13 protein-coding genes and 1 tRNA gene are annotated in these 20,173 nt (G+C 61.9%); 2 read left to right on the top strand and 12 right to left on the bottom strand.

Features of this window, described 5'->3' with window-relative positions; genetic code table 11:
• Nucleotides 1-66 precede the first annotated feature (66 nt).
• The 4 genes from BUB04_RS06095 to BUB04_RS06080 all read right to left on the bottom strand — a co-directional run bounded on the left by BUB04_RS06095 (nucleotide 67) and on the right by BUB04_RS06080 (nucleotide 4,932).
• On the bottom strand, nucleotides 67-792 hold the full coding sequence (locus tag BUB04_RS06095; protein ID WP_073037949.1) for a metallophosphoesterase family protein: 726 nt from the start codon (nucleotides 790-792) through the stop codon (nucleotides 67-69).
• Nucleotides 793-1,304: 512 nt separating this feature from the next.
• Nucleotides 1,305-2,426: a glycosyltransferase family 4 protein gene (locus BUB04_RS06090; protein ID WP_073037947.1), complete on the bottom strand. Its 1,122-nt coding sequence runs from the start codon at nucleotides 2,424-2,426 to the stop codon at nucleotides 1,305-1,307.
• A complete protein-coding gene (locus BUB04_RS06085; RefSeq protein WP_218588380.1) occupies nucleotides 2,423-3,733 on the bottom strand; it encodes a glycosyltransferase in 1,311 nt (436 codons plus the stop codon). The genes BUB04_RS06090 and BUB04_RS06085 overlap by 4 nt, the downstream gene beginning before the upstream one ends.
• Nucleotides 3,730-4,932 (bottom strand): glycosyltransferase family protein, encoded by a 1,203-nt coding sequence (locus BUB04_RS06080; RefSeq protein ID WP_245795137.1) that lies wholly within the window; start codon nucleotides 4,930-4,932, stop codon nucleotides 3,730-3,732. The genes BUB04_RS06085 and BUB04_RS06080 overlap by 4 nt, the downstream gene beginning before the upstream one ends.
• A gap of 153 nt (nucleotides 4,933-5,085) precedes the next feature.
• Here BUB04_RS06080 and BUB04_RS06075 point away from each other — a divergent pair, with 153 nt between their 5' ends.
• Nucleotides 5,086-5,469, top strand: a complete 384-nt coding sequence (locus tag BUB04_RS06075; RefSeq protein WP_143156377.1) for a RidA family protein — start codon at nucleotides 5,086-5,088, stop codon at nucleotides 5,467-5,469.
• Between the two features lie 398 nt (nucleotides 5,470-5,867).
• Nucleotides 5,868-5,942, top strand: a tRNA-Thr gene (locus BUB04_RS06070).
• A gap of 477 nt (nucleotides 5,943-6,419) precedes the next feature.
• On the opposite strand, the gene BUB04_RS06065 is transcribed toward BUB04_RS06070, so the two are convergent.
• The 8 genes from BUB04_RS06065 to BUB04_RS06035 form a co-directional block, all read right to left on the bottom strand.
• Nucleotides 6,420-7,061: an NYN domain-containing protein gene (locus tag BUB04_RS06065; protein ID WP_073037945.1), complete on the bottom strand. Its 642-nt coding sequence runs from the start codon at nucleotides 7,059-7,061 to the stop codon at nucleotides 6,420-6,422.
• Between the two features lie 313 nt (nucleotides 7,062-7,374).
• The gene (locus tag BUB04_RS06060; protein WP_073037944.1) at nucleotides 7,375-10,161 is read right to left on the bottom strand and encodes an ATP-binding protein; all 2,787 of its coding nucleotides are present in this window, start codon (nucleotides 10,159-10,161) and stop codon (nucleotides 7,375-7,377) included.
• Between the two features lie 307 nt (nucleotides 10,162-10,468).
• Nucleotides 10,469-13,486: a DUF1156 domain-containing protein gene (locus BUB04_RS06055; RefSeq protein ID WP_143156376.1), complete on the bottom strand. Its 3,018-nt coding sequence runs from the start codon at nucleotides 13,484-13,486 to the stop codon at nucleotides 10,469-10,471.
• Between the two features lie 19 nt (nucleotides 13,487-13,505).
• The gene (locus BUB04_RS06050) at nucleotides 13,506-14,180 is read right to left on the bottom strand and encodes a TIR domain-containing protein (RefSeq protein ID WP_143156375.1); all 675 of its coding nucleotides are present in this window, start codon (nucleotides 14,178-14,180) and stop codon (nucleotides 13,506-13,508) included.
• A gap of 2 nt (nucleotides 14,181-14,182) precedes the next feature.
• Complete coding sequence (locus BUB04_RS06045) at nucleotides 14,183-17,635, bottom strand: protein NO VEIN domain-containing protein (protein WP_073037940.1); 3,453 nt, start codon at nucleotides 17,633-17,635, stop codon at nucleotides 14,183-14,185.
• Nucleotides 17,636-18,183: 548 nt separating this feature from the next.
• Nucleotides 18,184-18,360: a hypothetical protein gene (locus BUB04_RS19260; protein WP_178371921.1), complete on the bottom strand. Its 177-nt coding sequence runs from the start codon at nucleotides 18,358-18,360 to the stop codon at nucleotides 18,184-18,186.
• Nucleotides 18,361-18,369: 9 nt separating this feature from the next.
• Complete coding sequence (locus tag BUB04_RS06040) at nucleotides 18,370-19,185, bottom strand: carbohydrate ABC transporter permease (RefSeq protein ID WP_073037938.1); 816 nt, start codon at nucleotides 19,183-19,185, stop codon at nucleotides 18,370-18,372.
• Between the two features lie 78 nt (nucleotides 19,186-19,263).
• Complete coding sequence (locus BUB04_RS06035; protein WP_073037936.1) at nucleotides 19,264-20,142, bottom strand: carbohydrate ABC transporter permease; 879 nt, start codon at nucleotides 20,140-20,142, stop codon at nucleotides 19,264-19,266.
• Between the last annotated feature and the right edge of the window lie 31 nt (nucleotides 20,143-20,173).

Here is a 20,173-nt window from a genome sequence, read left to right as displayed (position 1 = left end):
GGTAAGGAACGTTTCGCGTAGGGGCGGGGTTTGTCCCCGCACGCCGGGCCGGCCGGGAGAGCCCTGTCACCACAGACGGTCGGCGTTGATGCGGGGAAATCCCAGCGCCAGGATCTTTTCCGCCGTGGCGGCGATGTCGTAAGGGACGCATCGGACCCGGACCGTGTCCGATTCCGTGTCCCACAAGACGTATTTGGCCCGGTTGTCCCCGTCCCGCGGCTGTCCCACACTGCCCACGTTGAGGATATATCGCCTGTGGGCCTGGAGCTTCAGGGGGCGACGGCCGAAAGGCCCCTTTTCTAAGGTGGCGCCGTCCCAGGAGATCCAGCGCAGGGCATGGGTGTGCCCCACGAAACAGAGCCTGTGCGGGTAGGACCCGAAGAGCTTCGGAAACTCCTCCGCCGCCACTTCGAACAGATAGCGCGTAATGGAATCGGGCGGGCAGCCGTGGACGCACAGGGCGCCTTCCACTTCCAGCACGGAAGGCCAGGTGCGCAGGACGTCCAGGACTTCGGGGGAAAGGAGTTCCAGGGTTCGTTCCAGGGAGCACCGGGCCGACGGGTTAAACCAGTCCAGGTATTCCGGGCGGATGGCCGCCAGCTCATGGTTTCCCAGGAGGGTGGGAATCCCTTTGCGGGAAAGGATCCTCACCACCTCTTCCGGATCGGGACCGTAGCCGATGGCATCGCCCAGGCAGACCACCCGGTCGGGAGCCGTGGAGGCCAGGTCGTCCAGCACGCTGGTGAAGGCCTCCAGATTGCCGTGAATGTCCGAAAGGACGGCGATCTTCATCGTTTCCGCTTCCCTGCCTCAAGAGATTTCACTGTTCCCTGAATTGGACGATTCTTTCTCATGGACAGGTTCTGAAGGGCGGGCGTAAAGCCCGCCCCTACAAAAGGGCACGGATCCATTGGGTAGGGGCGGGGTTTATCCCCGCCCGCTAATCACGCGGTGTAAAAGACACCCGAAGAAAAAATCGCTCAGTTTAGGTGTTTGCCCATAACACGACGGATCCTCCGGATCAACGGCCGACGCCTCCACGGGGATGGTGAAAGCCCCCGCCCTCTCAGCTTATATGGAACGCGACCTCGTTGCATTCGTGTGCACGGCCTGTAGGGGCGAATGATCATTCGCCCCTATCAGGGGGCTGCTTCCCGAAGGTGCGTTTCATCCCTCGTTGTCACGGGCCGCCCGTGACGGGGGTTTGTGTGAAAGAGAACCGCGAATGGACGCGAATCCGTCTTTTGCCTTGTAGGAGCGGCCTTGGCCGCCATTCGGGTCGCCGGCGAGCCTCTCCGGGATCGTCAGGTTTTGCCGCCCGCAACGGCTTCCAGCAATCGGCTCAGGTACCGGTAGTTTCGGTGGAGGTTCCTTCGGGTTTGGACAAATCGGCTCGCCTGTCGGCCCATGCCGAGTCGCAGGCGGCGATCCGCGAGAAGCCGGGCCACGGCCCGGGCGAAGGCGTCCGGATCGGGGTCGGGAACCAGAAAACCCGTCACGCCGTCTTCCACCACCTGGTCCACGCCGCCCTGCCGAAGGGCCACCACCGGAAGGCCGCAGGCCTGGGCTTCCAGGTACACCATGCCCAGGGATTCCCCGATCCCCGGAAAGACGAACAGATCCGCGGCGCTGAGATACCTGTGGAGATCGGATCGTTCCACGCGGCCGGTGAGGATCGCCCGGGACGAAAGACTCCGCTCGGCCGCATCCCGCACCCGGTCTTCCAGCGGGCCGTCGCCCGCGATGAGGAGGCGGAAGTCCTCGCGCTTGAGCGGCTCCCGGGCGAGCGCTTCCAGGAGAAACCGGAGGCTTTCCCATTTGACCCCGGGGCGGAACCGGGCCACGGTGATGAGCACCGTATCCGCTTCGGTGAGGCCAAAGGCCCGGCGCACTTCCAGGCCCGCCGCCTCGTCCCTTGGGAACTCTTCCGGAAAGATCCCCGGCGGGATCAGGCTCACGGCCCGGGAGGGAAGGATCCTTAGCAAGGCCGCCACGTCGTTTCGGTTGTTGGTGACGGCGTGCCGGCAGGCGAGAAGAGCGGCCCGGTTGAGATGGAACCCCGGGCGCGTTCGGGGATCGCGGCGCCTCTTGGTGCTGTACATGGGCTGGAACAGAACGTAGGGGATTCCCAAATGGCGGCTCAGCCAGGGTCCGATCACGTCCGGGGCCTTGTAGTAGGTGTGGTAGGTGAGCCACAGGTCGGGCCGCCAGGCGCGGCACAGCCGAAAGGCCTCCGTCAGCGCGCGGGCGGCCCGCAGCCAGCCTTTCGGCCGTCTCCAGAACCAGCGGGCGCGAAAGACCGCCGCCTCCCGGCACTCATGGCCCAGACGGTTCAGGGCCTCGAAGATGCCACGGGCGATGGTCCGGTCCCCCGACGGTTCGGGATGGCCCAGAGGCTTGTTGGGGCAGTAGAAGGCGATCTTCACGGCTGGGCGAGGGCCTGGCGAAAGAGTTCGTAAAGTCTTTGGACGCAGCGGCGGTTGTCGAAATCGGCTTCCACCTTGCGCCGGGCCGCCCGGACCTGGGCCGCCGTGCCGTCGGCGGCCGTGAGCACCTTGCGGATGGCCCTTGCCATCCGGCCGGGGTTTCCCGGGTCCACCAGGGTGCCGGTCACGCCGTCTTCCACCAGTTCGGGGATGGCCGAAACGCGGGTGGAGATGACGGGAAGACCCACGGCCATGGCTTCCACCAGCACGTTGGGGATGCCGTCCCGGTCGCCGTCCCGGGCCACCTTGCATGCCAGCACGAAGGCGTGGGACCGGCGGTAGTAGCCGATCACCTGTTCGTGGGGCAGAGTCCCCCGGAAGCGCACCCGGTGGTCCAGTCCCAGCCGGCGGCACAGGGCCTCGATCTTTTCCTTTTCGTCCCCGGATCCGATGTGGTCCAGGGTGAAGTCCAGCCCTTCGTCGGCCAGGATTCGGAGGGCGGCCAAAAGATCGTCGTAGCCCTTCTTGGGCACCATGCGCCCCACGGAAAGGAGCCGATAGGGGGGCGCCGGGGGCGGGTCCGTTCCGAAGTCGAAAAAGTCCAGATCGATCCCGTGGTAGATGGTGTGGATGGGCACCGGCCGGCCCGCGATCCGCCGGAGATAATCGGCGTTGTATCGGGTGCAAGTCACCACGAACCGGGCCCGGTGGATCTTCCGGCGGAGCTGTTCCGGCTCGGAGGTGTAGATGTCTTTGGCGTGGGCGGTGAAGCTGAAGGGAAGGCCCGTGAGTTCCGAGGCGAAAAGGGCCACCGACGTGGGCGTGTGACAAAAATGGGCGTGCAGGTGCGTGACCGTCCCGTCCAGAAGCCGCAGCCGGCTCAGGTGCCCCGCCTGAAGGAAATGGCGCAGGGTGGCCGTCTTTTTTCGTTCCGCCGCCCGTGCGATCGCCCCGGCCAGGCAGCGCGCGTACCGCGCGCCCAGGCGCCGCCACAGCTGAAGGTTGCTGGTCATGAGCGTCCGGAAGTGGGGTAGCACGTATTCGGGCATGTAGGTCACCGGAGCCTTGATCTTTTGGACGCTCCGGTGCGTGAAGGATTCCCGGGGTTGGCGGAGGGAAAAGATCTGAATGGGGACGCCCAGGGATTCCAGGAGCAGGATTTCCGTGCTGATGAAGCTTTCCGAGATGCGCGGGTATCCCTTGAGGATCATGCCCAGAACGCCGGTCCTGCCGGGCGCGGCCGAGTCCGCCCGGGGACGTTCAGCGGCCTGCCGGGCCGGAAGCGCCGCGCTTCTCGCCTCCTTCACCGGACCGCCTCCTTCCTGTTTTGAAGAACCCGCTGGCGGATCACGTCCAGGGCGGTGAAGGGAAAATGTTCCGCGCGTCGGGACATTTCCCGGCCGTTGTTCAGAAGGTGCACCACCTTTTGGAAGACCGCCTCGGGGGTGAGCTGGTCCGGGTGGAGGTATTCGCAGTAGCCCTTGGAGCAAAGCACCTGGGCGCGGATGAGCTGCTCCTCGCGGGGGACGGTCCGCGGAATGATGAGGAAGGGCTTGCGCTGGCTGATGATCTCACAGACCGTGTTGTAGCCGCCCATGCTCACCACCACGTCGGCGGCCCCGATGAGTCCCTCCATGAACCGGTGGAAGCGCAGGACCGTAAAGCCGATGGCCTCGCAGCGCCTCTTGACGTCCTTGTAGAGGCCGGCCGAAAGAAAGGGTCCTGTGACGATCACGGCGCGCATGCCGTCGGGCACGGTGTGGGTTTCGAAGGCCTTGAGGAAGGTGTTCACCACCGGATAGCCGTCTCCGCCGCCGCCGGTGGTCATGAGCACCATCTTGTGGTGACCCGCCAGGTCCAACTCCTTTCGGACGGCCGCTACGTCCGCCTCCGTGGGAACGTGTCGAGGGATGTATCCGGTGAAGGTGACTTTCCGGGCCACGGTGTCGGGAATCCCGTACTCTTTGACCGGGTCGTAAAAATCCCGGTGGCCGTACACCCAGATCTCGTCGTAGAGGGATTCCATGGCTTCGTAGATGCCCTTGGATTCCCAGTCTTCGATGGTGGACGAGGCGCTGTCCATGATGTCTCGAAGCCCCAGGATGGAACGGCACTGGGGGTGCGATTCCTTGATCCAAAGGAGGGTGTCCACCACTTCCCGCTTGAGGCCCAGCGGGGCCTTGTCCACCACGAAGAAGTCCGGCCCAAAGGCCTGGGCGGTGCTCAGGATGATGCTCTTTCGGATCTCCAGCACCTGGGTGGCCTCGAGCTTCATGGAAAGGGGCAGGTACTGCTCGTTGGTGACCTTGATCATGCCCGGGATGCGCACGAAGTCCACGCGGCGCGGGATGTTGAAGCGGCCCACCAGGGGGGATCCGGTGAGGATCAGGACCGTGCCGGGGGCCTTGCGGAGGCTGCGGGCGATGGCCAGCGTGCGCCGGATGTGGCCCAGCCCGAAGGTGTCGTGGCTGTACATGAGGATCTTGGTGATGGGGGGAAGTGCCACCGCCGCCTCGAAGTCTCTGTTCGACCGGTCCAACCTATGGAGATTTCAACAAAACGACGAAGGCATCATAAAGCCTCCACGGCCGCTTGGCAACCGCCTTTTCCGGTGCTATGAGGGGACGTGCCCAGAACACCCGAAGAAAGGAGAACCGAGATGGCGTTGAAATTCGTGCAGACGGAAAAGGCCCCGGCGGCCATCGGCCCTTATTCCCAGGCGGTGCAGGCGGGCCCGTGGGTGTATGTGAGCGGCCAGATTCCGCTGGTGCCCGAAACGGGGGAGATGGCGGGAGACGATTTCGAGACCCAGGCCCGGCAGGTGCTGGCCAACGTGAAGGCGGTGCTGGAAGCGGCCGGATGCGGCCTTTCGGACGTGGTGGCCGCGGACGTCTTCTTGACGGACCTGAAAAATTTCCAGGTCTTCAATCAGCTCTACGCGGACTTTTTCGGGGACCACAAGCCCGCCCGGGCCGTGGTGGAAGTGAGCGCGCTTCCCCGGGGCGCCCAGCTGGAGATGAAGTGCACGGCGTTTCGGCCGTAGGCCGTGAACCGTAAACCGTGATCCGTGAGCCGTGAACCGTGATTCGTCGGGAGTGACGAGTGACGAGTGATGAGTAATGGGTAATGAGTGACGGGTGATGGGTGGTGGGTGGCCCGGAAGACGCCCTCGTCGGGTCGTTCCCGAAAACGGCTTTCTGCCCGGAACGGGTCAGAAACCTGCCCTCCCTTCAAATTCCTCTTGGAAGGGCTTCTCCCCCCCTTTTCCAAAGGGGGGTCGGGGGGGGATTGCCCGGAAGGGCGTGGGATCCGTGCCCAAACGCCGCCCCGGGGAAGGTGCCGCCGGCGACGGGTTTTCATCCAAGACCGGCCCCTTCGGGCGGGCCACAAACGGGTTGACTCTCCGAAAATCCACATGATATAAGCGCCCACGTCCGTTGAGCCGGCGTAGCTCAGGGGTAGAGCAGCTGATTCGTAATCAGCAGGTCGCGGGTTCGAATCCCATCGCCGGCTCCAGAACAGAAAGGGGTCAGGCCGTATGGCCTGACCCCTTCGTGTATCCGGGGATACCACACGGATACCAAACAGGCGCTCTTGGACTCGTCTTGTGCGATTGCCGATGGCCGGTATTGCGGAAATTCCACGATGTCCACAGGGAGAAGGGGCATCGAAGGTTATCTGAAAGCAACGCATACAGGGCGGAGTGCCTCATTGCCTCATCCACTTGGACGAACTCGATGCGAAAGGCAAACTCCCGATTCTCGGCCTCTTCTGCTACGGACCGAAATGGGCGATTCTTTCTCATCGTGCGGTCTTCAAGGGCGGCCGCAAGCCCGACCGACCCTGCAAGAGCGCACTGGCCCCGCGGGTAGGGGCGGGGTTCATCCCCGCCCGCTAATAGCACGGTGATAATGAAACCCGATGAAAAAGTAGCTCGGGCTAGGACGGATCTTATTTTGGCGGAGGTCGCCATCGGGTTTGCCAGTTTTCTCCTCAAAGAATCTGCTTTAGGTCCAACTTGATAATCCCATCACAATGTTCTTTCAGCTCTTCTTTCACGTGATGATCGAAGTGTAGAAGATAAACCATTATTCCCTCACGCCTTGCAAACTTCATTGCGGGCACGAGGTCGGAATCGCCCGTTACAAGAACGATTTTTTCCACGATACGCTTGCTTGACAGCCAAGCGATATCCAGGCCGATCTTGATATCGACCTTCTTTTGCCTGAGGTTGATCACCAGATCGTCCGCTGACAACTTCTTGCCTTCTTCCAGCTTCTTGATAATCCTTTTGAGGTTTCTGGACGGGATTTTCCATCCATCGTTTGACAGCGAACCAGAACGAAAGGCGACCCGGGGTTGCAACTTCAAATTGCGAAGATAGGCGTTTTTTCTCTTGTAGATCGATGTAGTGGTGAAGTCCTTTTTTTCTCCCGAGATTGGATTTCTGGCCGTCCCATCAAACGGGAAACAATCATAATAATAGATACGGAACAAACTGTCCCCTCGGAGATCGTCCCAACCCAGGGATGCATCGCAGGTTGTCCGGACTTCGGGTGCCTCCGGTGGGCGACCAACAATCCCCTCAAACTTTTTCTCATAAAACCCGCCGTCGATCAGAAAGGCAACTTGCATAATGGTCTCCCCGAAAATAGGAAACCCGCCACAGGTCCCGAATAATCGGGTAGCAGCGGGTTTCCACTCTACATCTGCCGGCCCACCGGCTTTGGATACGCTGTTCAATTTTCATTTTATTGATCGTCATTCTGTTGCCGGAAGTCAAGAGAAAAGTGCCTAATGTTGTGACTCTTTCCACCTGGGCTCCATCTTCCTTCCGCTTGCTCCGCCATCGTCGTCTCCGAGTGTTCAAGGGCTTGTTCGCCTCCCCATGTGATACGGCAGAGCGAGTGAGCGGCTGGCAGATTGGCAAGCGGACATCCACGAATCGCTAATCCCTGTCCGTAGGGATTTCTTCAATTTCCTCGTTTAGGCCCAGTTCGCGCAGGGCGACCTTTAGGTCCCGCAGCGTGGATTCCGTAACTCCCGAATCCGGAGAAACTTTCGCCGTGACCGTGATCTTCAATCCCGGGGTTGTGACGAAACGCGAAAGAACCTTGGTGTAGAAATTCATCCACTTCTGGGCCGGGACCTCCCCGCTCCATCGAAAACCGCCCCGCACCTCCGGGGCGTCTGTGCTCAGCGCCCCCGCCTTCGGTTCCGCCGAGGGAAGTGGCCCGGGAGATGTAGGGGCGACGTAAGGGCGGCCTCCCTTCTCTTCGTCCCGCGTCGGCTCGGGGACGGGCTGCGGAGTCTTCCGGCTTTCTAGATAGGCTTCGGCGGCTTCCTTGGGGATCAGGTACACATCGCCGGAGATCTCCACATCGGATTCCGCCAGCGGTTCCTTGTAGCGGAAACTCTCGTAGGTGCCGTCCGCCGCCTTAGTGACGCAAGCAAAAAAGCCCTCCTCCACCCCTCGCGAGATGGTCTTCCTGACCGCATCGGCCGTTAGAAGGCGGGGAAACTTGGGGGAAGCAAAGAAGGCGTCCCGAACGCTTTTAGTGCTCCATTCGGGCAGCGCCGGCGGCCAGTTGCGTATCAGGAGGTTGGGACTCACGTTATTTGTCACCAGGTCTTCCTGGACGAGCCGCCCGAGGATCAGAGCGGGGAGGGAATCGGCGGCGCTGGAGTGGACCAGTCCCAGATCGATTTTTCGAAGGGTGTTGCCTTCCTCCAAAAGGTACACGTTCTTGTAGGTCCGCCAGACCGCTTCGTGCAGGTCCCTGCGGGCCCGCTTCAGGTTCTCGTCCAACTGGCGAAGCTGGGTGGTGTCCAGCTTGAGATCGGCGGCCTCCGACTGGATGGCCTCCCATGCCAGAACCTTCCGGGCTTCCTCGGAAAGCACCGTCCCGGACTCGGCCACGCACCACACCAGGGCGCTCTTGTAGGTCCGTGAGGATGTGCCCGCCTCCTTGGCCATCTCTTCCATGAACCGCATCGTGCCGGGATCCCCGGCGTCGTTTTCGGGGGCCAGCACCACGAAGGTGAGCGCCGGGCGGTCCGGCACCTGGTTGGTTCGTTCGGGAAAGAAAATCCGTTCCATCTGCTTTCCGGCGGCGAACACCTTCTGGATTTCCGCCCTCACACGGTCGCGGATTGCTTCACCGGACACGGTGGCCCGCCGGTCGGCCAGGAGCTTGTTCAGGTTCGGCTGGAAGCTGAATCGGTACCGGTTTTTCTCCGCGGATAGATAATAGCAGGTGTCGGTCAGCGCCTCGAGACACTGCTCGATGTTGCCGATGTCCAGGTCCGGCTCGGACACCGCCAGACGCAACTCGGGAAGCGTCGCTTCACCCCGCTGCTGTCCCCCGTTGGACTCGAAAAAGATCGTGGTGGCCACCTTCCTGTGAAGTCGCGCCTTTTTCACTTCGGCCGTGGCCTCCTTGTCCAAACGGACGGCATGAGCATGGGCCTTTCCGGCGATGTCGGTGGTGACGGCGGCCTCCAGGCGCGACTCCCCGAGCTGCTCGAACACCGCGGCACGGAACATGGGGTCCTCCAGCGGCGCCGTTCCCAGTGTGATGAGCGGGTCCTTGTGAGCTCCCTTGTACCCGTCCATGTAGGCCCGCGAAACCCAGAGCGCCAGCAGCCGCAGGATGCCGCGGGTCTGCTGGAAGCGCGGCAGCGCCTGCCACTTGCGTTCAAAAACCGAAAGCACCGACGGATGGAAGGGATAGCAGGCGGCAAGCTCTTCTCGGGCGTTGTCCACGGGAAACCAATTGGGAAGCTGCGTGCGGTGCTGTACCATCCAGTCCGCATAGGCGGCCACCGTCTTTCTCGCCTCGTCCGGCAACCCGTACCATTCGAAAAGGCGGCGTCGGATGATTTCCGATGTCTCCGCTTCGGCCGACAGGATGACCGCCTTGCCCAGCCGGTCCAGGAGCTTCTTCAGCCGTTCGTGGTCCGACTGATCTTCGGCCGTCATCTCCAACTCCGAGGCGGGAATGGACACCGCCAGCACCACGTTGTCGCGGGAGCGGGCCGCTTCGGAAAGGTTCTGCAAAAAGTTGTAGAGCTGGGCGGCCAGTCCGCTCTTGCGGCTGCGGCTGACGAAGTTCATCAACTCGTCCAACAGGATCAGCACCGGCCGGTCCGCCGGGAGCATCTTGGAAATGACGTCCCCTCCGGGCGAGGTGAGCTGCTCGTCGTGCTCGGCCACCACGGAAAATCCCTCCGGGCCTCCAAGCTGCCAGGCGATTTCACCCCAGGGGGTTTTCCTATGGGGCGTGCCGTCCGTGCCGCCGCGCCCCGTGATGGCGTCGAACTCGGTTCCCACGAAGACCGCCACGGCTGCCTCCGGGACTTTGGTGATCCCCGCATCGGAAAGCAGTAGGGGCACCCCTTTCCATTCGGCCGCCGAGGCCCCGCCCCTCGCCAGGTGATAGAGCAGGGTCAGGGCGTGGGTCTTACCCCCGCCGAACTGGGTCGTCATGTTGAAAACGGGCGAGGTCTCCACCTTGATGCCGCTGAGCCTGCGGATCACTTCCACGGCCAGCGCCGAAAGGTTTTGGGTCAGGTAGGTCCGCTCGAAAAATTCCCTGGGGTTCTGGTAGACGGCCGGGGCCCGACCGTCACGCACCTGGTCCAGGTGCACCGCGAACTCGGAGGCATCCAGCGGGCGCCCATCGCGCAGGTCTTCCCTCGGGGTGATCACCTTGTACCAGGGTTTCAATCTCATGGCAGAGTCTCCGTTGTTCTCTATTGAATCTCGCTTCGCCTCAGATCACGTCGCGACGGCACGCCTCCCCGGCCACCCCGCGATTGCAATTCCACCCACGTCGCGACGGGGTTCATACTTCGCCCCCGCCGGTCTCAATTCCGCCCTTGTAGGGGCGGGGTTCATCCCCGCCCACATAAACCATTCCCGGGTGAAGCAACCCAACGAGGCGCATCCAACGGGCGGGCGTAAAGCCCGCCCCTACGGAAGACTCCGGTTGTGATCCCACCCCGTCGGGACGGGGTTCATCCCCTCCGAAAACCGCCGCCTAGAATCCCAAGCCCTTCTTCCGCGCCAGGACGCCGTCCACCCAGCGCTTTTCCTCGGTGCCGGCGGGATAGAGCGCCGAAAGGGCCTGGGCCAGCTTCCAGAAGCGGGTGTCCCGGCCCGCGCCTTCTTCGACCAGGAACCGCTTCAGGGCGTCGGTCCGACCGGCGCCGAAAAGGATCATGGCCTGGTGCACCCGGTCCAGCACCGTGCCGCCGACCGGGGGCGTTCCCAGCCTTCCCCAGTCCGCCTCCTTTTCGGCCGCCTGGAGCTGTTCGAAAAGGTTGAGCTGTTTCCCCTTGGGTTGGCGGCGCGCCGGCTTCGGGCCTTCGACCTTGCCAAAAAGGTGCCGGGTCCGCTCGCCCACGGAAAGAAGCCGGGCCTTGTCTTTTTTGATCTCCACCATCCGGCCCAAGTCCTCCAGGTGTGCCCCCAGGCCCTGGGCGATCTTTCTGGCCGCATCGAACTCCAGGGTGAAGCCGGCGGACCTGGACGTCCCGCTGTCTTCTTCCTCCTCTTCGGAGTCTTCATCATCCAGCGCCTTGGCGGTGCCGTTCCCGTTGGCGCCGGTGGAAAGGGTCCAGAGCCACATGGCGGTGAGCCTGGCGTCTTCTTCCAGCCCGGCGGTATCGGGATCGTCGAAGATCATGGCCAGAGCCTCCCTCGCCACCGCGGCCCACACCTGTTCCAGATATTCCCGCAGGGTCACCACCTCCCCGCTGGCCTTTTCCACCCTCGAGTAACGGGAAAAGATCTCCAGGGCCGGGCCAAGGCAGGAAAAGACGGCGTCGGCACCCACCACGCCCTCGGACGCCAGCCGCGGAAGCCACGCGTGGATCCGCTGGGGAAGCTCCCGCAGCACCTGCCGCCAGTCGCCGATGGCGTCTTGGCGAACCGAGCCGTCCGGATTTTCCCGTGGGCGACACACCAGGTGGACCGAGGAGGCGAGCGAAGCGGTACCCATCGCATTTATTCGAGTTCCCATTTCGGTGTCGACGGGCCAGGAGGCGGTGATGATCCAGCCCGCATCCACCATGGCTTGGAGCATTGATTCCCAGCCGGCGGTGGACTTGTGGGCGAAGACCACAAGGCCGACTCCAGCGGGGGCCAGCACTCGGCGACCTTCCTCCATGGCTTTCTGCATCTTGCGTTCAAATTCGGCCCTTTCTTCGGCAGAACCAGGGTGCAAAACGACTGCTTGATCCTCTTTCGGTGTGGTAGCCTCGCCCAATAGAATGGGTTGGACGTTGTTCAAAGTGCGCCGGAGCCAGACATAGAAAAAGTCGGAGAGGTCGGCGTAAGGCACCGCATCATAGTAGTGCGGGTCGGTGACGAAAGCTTGGGCCGCATCGTCGGGCAAAGGATGCGCCGTGGCCGAGGCGGGTTGGGCGTGGCCGATTCGCCAATCGCAACCCACTGACTGGAAACACCTGATCATGCCATCAAGCAATGGGGCCCATCCACCACTCGACTCGCTCACAGGAACACTCTCAGCGAAATCCCAAACGATGGGGATTGCTTGTCGGCCAAAGAGATGCCTGGGGCACTCAGCGAATGGTTCCCATGCGCATAAAGAATTCCCTAGATCTGCTTGTTTATCAATCACCAATCCCAAACACGCCGTCACCGCTTCCGCCAACCCTGCATCGCACTCGGCGCGGCAGCGTTCGCCGGCCTCCCGCACCAGCCGAACCAGGGTCGTCAGGGCCAGGACCTGCCGGGGGGTGAAAAGATCCCCCCAAGTGATTAGTCCATATAGCTGAACAGACGAAACGGCTCGATGTCCTCCCGGGTTAGGCGTAGGCTCTTCCGGTACCAGGCTGAGCGGACCGGTGTGGGCCGCTTCCCGGCGCCGAAGTTCTTCAGCCGCCGATTGGGCAGCCCGAAAGTCCTCATCAGTGGGCAGGCGGTAGAACCGGCCAGGCTGTCCGGGCCGGGTGGTGACCACCGCCATGAGCCTGGCGTCGGCCGCCCCGCCCCGGCGGGCTTTGAGCTGGCTTCGGACCGAGGCCACCGGGGTGGTGTAGCCGCAACACGGACAGGTGGCCGACCCGCGCCGGACCGTTCCTTCCGGGTGGGGGTAAACCCCGCCCCTACGGTTGCCTTGGGAAACAGTCGGAACTTCGACAATCTCCGCGTCCACGCCGCTTCCGTCCCCGCGGGGGATGAGGCGAAGGCCCACCTGCCGGCCCTTCTTCTTGGAAAGCCAAAGGGAACGCATAAGAGGCACTTCAGCGCCGCAGCCCGGCCCTTCGCAGCGGATCGTCCGGGCCCAGAGGTAGGCGATGGGAACCGCGCCGTCCGGATCCTTGGGGTAAAACCGGCCAAGCTCCTCCTCGGCCCGCTCTTTGATCCATGCGCCCCAGCGCCGCACCTCCTCGGCAAGGCGCTTGCCGTGCTTGGGAATGTATTCCAGCACCACCTTGTTCAGGAGCACCGCCACGGGGTTGAGATCGGAAGCGAAGGCGTCGGCCCCGATCCGGAGGGCCTCCAACGGGATGGCGCCTCCTCCGGCGAAGGGATCCACCACCAGCGGGCGGGTGCCGGGGGCGCCGCCCAGGGCCTCGTGGGCCGCCTGGGTGAGGATTCGCGCCGCATCGAGAAATTCCGGAACCGTGGAGGCGTCCCAGTTGGCGAAATCGGCGATAAAATCCAGCAAAGCGCCCCGAAGGTCCTTCCACGATTCCGGCTCTTGGCCGGAAAAACCGTCCTGCCCCAGGCGGTTCCATCGCGACCAATGGTTGGCGCACAGTCCGGCCAGCTTCGAACTCTGACGAACGGCCCGGGCGAACCGGGTCATCACCTGGGCCGCCGTTTCCCGGAACCGGGGCGGGCAGGCCGGGTCCGCCGGGTCGGGCCAGAGCGCCGCGCAGAGCACGGCACGGCATGCCGCCAGCGGCCGCCTGGCCCACCAGATGTGCAGGGTGGAAATGTGGCCGTGGCGGATGGATTTTTCCCGCCGCGCGTGAGCCGAGATCTCCTTGATGGGTAGGTCGACCTCTATAAGCCTACGAGGCATATTTAAGGGAATGTTCATATTACAACCTGCTTACGTCAATATGGTACCCCTGCGCATTAAGTTCCTTTGCTAGCTGTATACGCGCATCGTTAACGCTATCCTTAAATGGAATGTATATAAGTCCCTGAATATCAGATGGTCTCTCCATCGATTCGGGGTCCTTGATAAGGATTGCGACTCTTTTTCTACCCAAAACAGCAAGTAGCATGCCTAATTCGAGTACCACGTTTTGCCTAGTTCGGTACTTCTTTTCATCTTGGTGGCCAGCGCGGTATCCTTCATCGTCAGGGGTCGCTAGAACTACAGCGAAAAAAACTTGCGACGTGTACTTTTCCAACTTCTCAATTATCGTCTGCCCTTCTGACGGCAACTCATCCAAGAAAAGCGGTTCTAGTCCCCAACGGCGTAAGAGGGCATCAAGTTCAGTGCGTGCGTTTTGATCATGTCCATAGACAACAAAGACATGATTTCCATGCTGTTGTATTTCGATAGCGTCAGTGTACGCCTTTTCCAAAATATTTTTTATTCGGTCAGGATCTTTTCCTTGTACATTGAATGTTCCCTTATCATAAACATTTACAACCTGTCCGCTAGTAAGACGTAATTGGTAACCGGTATTGTTAGGAAGTCGATTTTCTTGCCTGATCGTGAATCCAGCCTCTTGCAGTACTCTCTTCGCCTTCTGCACATCCATGTTCATACCCTCCAATATCCCGAACTATACAAAATTTCCTCGGCATCCAGATGATAGTGCTCCACGCGCATCACCGGTTTCCAGCCCAGTTTGGCCGGATCCCGGATGGTGTGAAGCTGCGGCGTGGTGGCGCAGTTGTAAACCACGTAGAGCCAATAGTCGGCTCCGAGCCGCTGGGCCGTCTTGTACTCGTTGGACGAAAGGGCTACCTCCCCCACACCGGCCCGGCCCTTGACCTCGATGAATCGCACCTCGGTGAAGGTCTTGGGATCATGGGGATGGGGCTTTCTGGAGATGAGGTCGAAGCCTCGGTTTTCCGCCTCCACGCTCTCCACCACCCAGCCGCGCGCCTCCTCGTGGCGGACGGCCTCGCGCACCGCAATGCGCTCGATCTCCTCGTCCCGAACCAGGGGTTTCACCTCGGGCTTGTCGCGGTCCGGATGGGGGAGCACCCAGGCCCGCCCCAGGTGCTGGATGTCCCCGATAGTGCAGTGGCGTTCCTGCTCCAGTTCGCTGCGGCGGGTTTCCAGCCGGCGGTTCAGGTCCTCCAGGTGCTGCTCGACCTGGGCGATGAGGCCCGAAAGACCGGGGTTGGTGTCCCCCGACTGACGACGTTCCATAAGTTCCGCCAGCTTCAGGTTCTGGCGGTGGATGAGTTCTTTCAGTGAAATCTCCAGGTGTTCGCGGACGATCTGGTTTTCCCTGGCTCGCTGCCGGGAAACCTCGTTGAGAAAGGGGACCAGGGCCCGGGCCACCAGTTCCCGCTCCACGGCGGCGCGGTCGGGAAGTCCCGGTACATCGGGAGGGCGCGTTCCCTTGGGTGCCGGCGTGACTTCCAGGAGGAGCGTGGGCTGGCGTATGGACAGGGTTCCGTCCGGATCGGTGCGGACGGCGAAGAGCTTTCGGTGGAGCGTGTTTCCCCGCCCGTCCTTGATGGACGCGGCGAAAACGTCGATGCGATAGGGATCCCGGGCGTGCAGGTCGAAAAAGACGGCGCCCCGCTTCAGATCTTCTCCGACCCGTTCCCGCACGTCCCGGCGCACCACCTCGAAAAGCGGATGGCCGGGCGTCACCCACTCCAGGGTCGGGTCGTGATTCAGGAAGGCCTTGTCGAAGGTGACGCGATGGTAGTTCTTTCCCAGACGGCCGAAACGGCGCTCCAGATCTTCTCCCAGGGTGACCAGCGGCCCGGGAACCCGACCGATGCGGTAGACATGAGGGTTGGTCCGTTCCTTCTTGGGGTGGATCCCTGCGATGGGAGCGGCGGTGGTGAAGAAATCCTCGATCACCTCGGGGACCAGCCTTCGTTCTTTCGCTTCGGCCGACTTGCCGATGAGGGCGCCGAGATTCAGTTCTCTCTTGGCCAGGCCCTCCAGGGTGGATTCCGTAATGGCCCGGAACCGCTCGGGGCTCACGTCCCGGATGATCCGCGCCTCGATGTCCGGCTCTTTGAGCTTGTTGGCGTACATGTCTCGAAAGAGCTTTTCCAGCAGGTTCGACGGGAAGACCTCGCCCACCACATCAAAGACCTTGTCGGTGCCCAGTTCGCTTTTGATTTCCTGGAGCCTCTGGAGGAGCTTTTGCAGCACCCGGCCTTCCCGAGTGTTCACCGCCACGAAGTTGAAGATGAGGCAGTCCCGGGTCTGGCCGTAGCGGTGGATGCGGCCCATGCGCTGCTCCAGGCGCACGGGGTTCCAGGGGATGTCGTAGTTGATCATGAACCAGCAGAACTGCAGGTTGATGCCTTCCCCGGCGGCTTCGGTGGCCACGAGCACCTGGGCGTTTTCGCGAAACTCCCGTTCGGCCCAGATGCGGGTCCCGGGCGTGTCCCGGTCGCCGATCTTCATACCGCCGTGGATCTGCGTGACCGAAAGGCCCCACTCGAGGAGTTTCCCCAGAGGGCGGCCGTCCTGGCCGTCGCCGGCCAGGTAGTCCAGCGTGTCCTTGTGCTCGGTGAAGATGAGGAGCTTCATGTGCGGGTCGCTGAAGATCTTCTGTTCGTTCAGGACCTGCCGGAGCTTGTTGAGCTTGGACTCCACCTCCCGGGCTTCCAGGGCGCGGGCCTGGTCGATCAATTTGCTAAGCTGGAGGATCTCCTCCCGAAGGTCCGCCGGGTTGATGGAGGCCACCACCCCCTCCAGCTCTTCGCGGATTTCGTTCTGCTCTTCCTCCGTGAGATCGTCGAAATCTTCGGGAAGCCGGCGCTCGATCTGCTCCCGGCGGTACTTTTCGGGGTCCTCCAGGATCTTTTCCCGCTTTTTCCGCATGCGCTCCAGGCTTCGCCGCACGGCGTAGATGCTCGATGCCAGGCGCCGCTGCAGCATGGCCATGGTGAACCCGATGGCCCGGGCCTGGGGGGAATCACCTGCGGACGCCTTGATGGATTGCTCTTCCACATAGCGGGTGAGCGCGTCGTAGAACTCCCATTCGTCACCGTCCAGCTCGAAAGCCGCCGTGCGCACGTCCCGGTTGGTGAAAAGCGGGCGGACGGTGCCCTCATCGCCGGGAAAGGTCACCAGCGCCTCCTTGGTGCGGCGCAAATAAAAGGGCGCGGACTGGCGGCGCATGGCCTCCTCCAGGCTTTTCACGTCGGCATAGACGTCCCGGTCCAGGAGGGTCAAAAAGAGCCGGAAATTTTCCGGGTCCCCCTTGTGGGGCGTGGCGGTCATCAGCAGATAATGGTCGGTGCGTTCCGAGAGTTCCTCCCCGATCTTGAAGGCGAGCGTTTTCTTGTCCTGGCTGTAGGCGCTCATCTTGTGTGCCTCGTCCACGATGATGAGATCCCATCGGGTCCGAAGCAGACTTTCCCGGGCGTCTTCGATGCGAGAGATCCAGGAAACCGACGTGACCACCTGATCCTTTTCCTGCCATGGGTTTTGCCCGTACTGGCTGCGAAGGACATCTCCCCGCATGACCTCGAAGGCCTCCCGGAATTTGTCCTTCATCTCGCGTTGCCACTGGAAGGTGAGGTTGGCCGGCGCCACAATGAGGGTACGCTGGACGAGGCCGCGGATTTTGAGCTCCTTCAGGAGCAGTCCGGCCATGATGGTCTTTCCGGCACCGGGGTCATCGGCCAGGAGAAACCGGATGCGGGGGAGTCTCAGGAAGTATTCATAGACCGCTTCCAGCTGGTGGGGGAGGGGATCCACCCGGGCGATGGAAAGGGAAAAGAAGGGATCGTACTCGTAGGCCAGCGCCAAGCGCTCCGCCTCGATGCCGATCTTGAAGCGAAGGGCGTCCCCGTCGAAGGGCTCGGTGGCCGGTGACAGGGTCAATTGGGAAATTTGTTCCGGGCTCAGGATGGGCTCATGAACCCGGCCGGTGCGGAGCCCCTTGGCGATGAGTTTCACCGAATCGCCCATGGGAATGGTTGTGATGACTTCCACCGGCTCCGGAAGAAGCGGACCGCGTACCACGGCCCCGGCATGAAGAATCTGATCGTGAATCCCGCTCATTCGGCCACTCCTCCGCATGAAACGGAAAACGCGTGTCCATGATCGGCGGATCTACCGCATCTAGAGCTGCTGATCTGTTGTACCAAGGGTTCCTTTGCCACTGGGTGGCACACCGAACGGGGTGCCCATCGGGCGTTTTTAGGGACGTTGCGGACGATATTTTCTCGTGGCACGATTCCGAAGGGCGGGCATAAGCCCGCCCCACAAAAACGCATTGTACCCTTGGGTAGGGGTAGGGTTTATCCCTACCCGCTGAGCGCGTAGTGATTGCAAAAGCCGATGAAAAAAAATCCCTCACTTCAGGGCATTATTATGCTCTTTTTTACTCGTCATTTCCCTCCAGTTCAAGCACAGAGACCCTCTATGCCAATGTTTGGTATCCACTGGCCCGGTCTTGAAACGTAGGCGGATTTTGTCGGCGGGCGGCCGCGTGGCCTGCTGATTTGATTGGAGCTGCCAAAAAGGGATGGCAGCAACCTTTTTCCGAACCGCCCACCACGATGAAGCGCACGCCGTGATGGCTGAGGGTCTCCAGGAGTGCCCGAAAATCAGGGGTTGAGGTCACCATCTCTTAATTCCGCAAGGGATCGGACGGTCTGCTGGAGCACGTTCAGACGCTCTTCGGCCCTGAGGGAAAGCATCCAGCGAATCAGGGTCAGGTCCACGCCGTCTTCGCTGTATTCCGGCTGGGCCACGTCGGACGGCCTCGTCCCCTTTTCCTCCATAGCTCTCTCCTACTTGATGCCCGCGCGCATGAAGCTCTGCACGAACTGGCGCTGGAACAACAGGAAGGCGATGAGCAGCGGGGCCACGGACATGAGGGTGCCCGCCGAGACGACGGCGAAATTCACCCCGTTTTCCGGAGACCCGAAGATGGCGAGCCCCACCGTGAGAGGGCGCGTGGTGGCGGAGTTGGTGATCACCAGGGGCCACAGGAAGTTGTTCCAGTGCCAGCTGATGGAGACCAGTCCGTAGGCCAGGTAAACGGATTTGGAAAGCGGAACGTAGATTTTGAGCAGGATCCGCAAGGGGCCGGCCCCCTCGATGCGGGCCGCTTCCGCCAGGGCCAGGGGGACCTGCTTGAAGTTCTGCCGAAGCAGAAAGACTCCGAACGCCGAGGCGATGTAGGGTAGGGAGATGGCCGGAATGGTGTCCACCAGCTGGAGGGCCGACATGGTCTGGTAGTTGACCACCAGGAGCTGGTCGGGCATGACCATGAGCTGCACCAGGATCAGGCTGAAGACCAGATCCTTGCCTTTCCAGTCGTAGCAGGCGAAGGAGTAGGCCGCCAGGGTGCAGAGAACGAACTGAAGGGCCGTGGTCATGGTGGTGTAGAGGATGGTGTTGATGAAATACCGGGCGAAGGGAGCCGTGTGCCAGGCTTCCCAGAAGTTGGCCAACGTGACGGGGGCGGTGAGGTCGAAATTGACCGCATAGGCGGGCGGATGAAAAGCCGCCCAGATGGCATACAGGAGCGGCATGGCCCAGAGAATCCCCAGCATCCAGGCCGCCACCGTTTCCAACTTGGACCAGAATCCGGAAGACGTCATGGTTTCCTCAATTCGCGCTTTGCAGGTCTTCGGCGGTTCTCCACCCGCGCCTTCCCGCGGGCTGCCGATCCCCTCCTCCTATTGGTAATGGGTCCGGCGCTCCAACACCTTGAACTGGGTGAGGGCCAGCGTCATCAGGATCACCATGATGACCACCGTGAGCGTGGCTGCATAGGCCGTGTCCCAGAATTCAAAGGCGTTCTGGAACAGATAGTAGAGCAGGAGCTGGGTGGCGTTGTCCGGCCCCCCCTTGGTCAGGATGAAGATGTGGTCCACGATCCGGAAGGTGTTGATGAGCGCGTTGAAGACCACGAAGACCGTGGTGGGCATGAGGAGCGGAAAGGTGACCCGCCGGAAGAAGTACCACCGGCCGGCGCCCTCGATCTTGCCCGCTTCCACCACGTCCTGGGGGATGCCCTGCAACGCCGCCAGGTAGAAGATCATGAAGAATCCCGCATCCTTCCAGATGGCGATCACCATCAGGCACAGAAGGGCCGTGTCGGGGTTGCCCAGCCAGTTTCGCCCGGGATATCCCAGAGCGTTCAGAATGCTGTCAAAAAGGCCCACGCCCGGCGTGTAGAAGAAGAGCCAGATGTTGGCGATGGCGATCATGGGAAGGATGGTGGGCGTGAAGTAGGCGGCCCGCACGAAGGCCCGGCCGGGCATGCGGCGGTTCACCCACACGGCCATGACGATGGCCAGCGATATGGTGATGGGGATGGTGCCGAAGGCGTATATGAGGTTGTTCTTGAGCGCCTGCCAGAAGATGGGATCGTGGATCAGGTAGTCGTAGTTGGACAGGCCCACGAACCGGGGCGGCTTCGATCCCCTCGGGTTGCTGAAAAAGCTCAGCACACAGGAGCGCACGATGGGATAATGGGTGAAGAGGATGAAAAAGATGGCGGCCGGAGAAAAGAGAAGCCATCCATAGACGTGCCGGGCGATCTTGGGGTTCATCGTTCTTTTTCCACGAGGCCCAGCCGGAGGG

It is taken from the genome of Desulfacinum infernum DSM 9756, assembly GCF_900129305.1.
GTDB lineage: Bacteria > Desulfobacterota > Syntrophobacteria > Syntrophobacterales > DSM-9756 > Desulfacinum > Desulfacinum infernum.
The sequence above is the reverse complement of the archived record's forward strand: the minus strand, read 5'-3'. Positions and strand labels throughout refer to the sequence as shown.